We start from the raw sequence: 1809 nt of genomic DNA, 5'->3' as shown, positions 1-1809 counted from the left end.
TGGTCTGCCGCTCCTCGCCGGATCCCGACAGAAAGGTTTACATGAGGTTTACATAAGGTTGCCAAAAGGTTTACCTGACTGAAAAAGTGGGAAACCTTTTGCACCCTGAAACCGGCCAAAATGCCCCAGAATTCGCCGAAAAGGTTTACATTAAGTTTACATTAAGTTGACAGATTCTGCCCCTAAAACAAAATGTCCGGGCTCCATGTAAACCTTCCGGACCCGACGAGCCAATAAAACAAGGAGCGCGCGGCCGGGTAACATGCACCGGCTGGCAGAACCGCGCTCTGGCTGGGTTTTTGTCGGCCGCAGCATCAACATCATCAGAATGTGCGGATCGCACCCACCGAGCGCCCCAGAGCGCCTGGTGCACAACCTGCAACGTGTCACTGCATGGCGAGCGTTCTGCGAGGCGACGGCGACGACCTTGTGAGGCGCTGCGTCAGCATGGATGGTGGACGGGTCGGAGTGGAGGGTGACGGCGACATTGGGTCTGGGCCAGAATCATGGGTGGGAGTGTGGCGAGGCAGGCGTGCGCCATTTTCTACGCTCAACCAACCGTGCTGACGCTCCTGATAGGAGCGCACCGTCTGGCAAGCCATGCTCAATGACCCCTCCAGCAGGCGTCGTGCTTTCAGTCCACATTGCAATCAGTCACCGGAAATGTGTAACCGATGGCGGGGAATACCTCGGTCATTGCGTAACCATCCTCGTGCTCCTCGAAGATGGCAGAGGTCTGCCTTGTCGTGATCGTCGCGGGAGCGCCATCGCGTTGCCAGACGATGGAATAAAGTTTTGCGAAGACAGATGCGCCGCCACCGCCGGTCAAGGACAGGTCCGCCGACATGCATTCGCTTTTGCGACCGCTCCTGGTGCATTTCAGGATCTCGGGTTCGCGATGCGGCCAGTCGGACACGAAGACCAGACGATCGTCTTCTATGGTGACATTGCCCCCACCGTTGACCTCATCGTAGGGAACCTGACACGCCCACGTTTCGGAGAACGCGGGGTCGGCGAGCAGGGCGAGAAATACCAGGGGCGTTATGCGTTTCACGATCGGCCTCCTTGTTAGAGCGCGAACAGATACGTGGTCCATACCCGACGAATTGGCAGAAAATCCGTATCGACGCAGCTTTATCCCAGTCGATATGATACGCGATGAAATGGCGGAGGCACAACTCCGGCAATTCGTCCGCGGTGCCCAGCCAACCGCGCTTGACCAGAGACAAGTCGCAAAAGCGGGTCTGCGTCCCCATATAGGTTTTTCCGGCGTGATACTCTCCGCCAAAGAAAGGCACCATCAGATGACCATGTTTTCCATGAAGCCAAAGTTCAACCTTGCTGAATTCCTTGCGGTGCCCGCCCCTGTGGGTGGGGCAAGATCCCGTAACGCAAGGCGCCGCAAAATGGCGTTTCAGCCCGGTCCGAAATCTGACGGTGCCGCCCTGCCGACGCATGCTAAAGACACCGAGCGGACCGACAAACCCAAAGTGTAATCCTGACGGATTGAGAGCACGCCGGGCGTATTGTCCTTGCTGGACATCGGGGAACGCATAGCCACGGTCAGACCATCGCCCAGCGCAAAAGGTCACGCTGACACCGATGGGCGGATATCGGTGTCAGTCTCTGGTGACATGCCATGCTGCCAATTGGTCGCATGACAGCAGCGCGGAACAGGTCAGAACGTGCCGCACGGCTAGAAACGGCAAGGCCTTTAACCCGGATAATTCATGAAGCTGCCTTCATGTGTTCCTTGGGCCGGTTTCACGGATCTCGGGGAGTCGCGCGCATCCGATGTTTGCGCCCGGT

2 protein-coding genes are annotated in these 1809 nt (G+C 57.5%); one reads left to right on the top strand and one right to left on the bottom strand.

The window, feature by feature from the left end:
- Positions 1-634: 634 nt before the first annotated feature.
- Positions 635-1054, bottom strand: coding sequence for a hypothetical protein (locus ACSSV4_RS23165; RefSeq protein ID WP_454277332.1), 420 nt, complete (start codon positions 1052-1054; stop codon positions 635-637).
- Here ACSSV4_RS23165 and ACSSV4_RS23160 point away from each other — a divergent pair.
- The gene (locus ACSSV4_RS23160; protein ID WP_454277331.1) at positions 1044-1496 is read left to right on the top strand and encodes a hypothetical protein; all 453 of its coding nucleotides are present in this window, start codon (positions 1044-1046) and stop codon (positions 1494-1496) included. The two genes, ACSSV4_RS23165 and ACSSV4_RS23160, sit on opposite strands and share 11 nt — an antisense overlap.
- The last annotated feature ends 313 nt before the right edge of the window (positions 1497-1809 follow it).

Source organism: Roseovarius sp. MBR-154 (assembly GCF_053628595.1).
The sequence above is the reverse complement of the archived record's forward strand: the minus strand, read 5'-3'. Positions and strand labels throughout refer to the sequence as shown.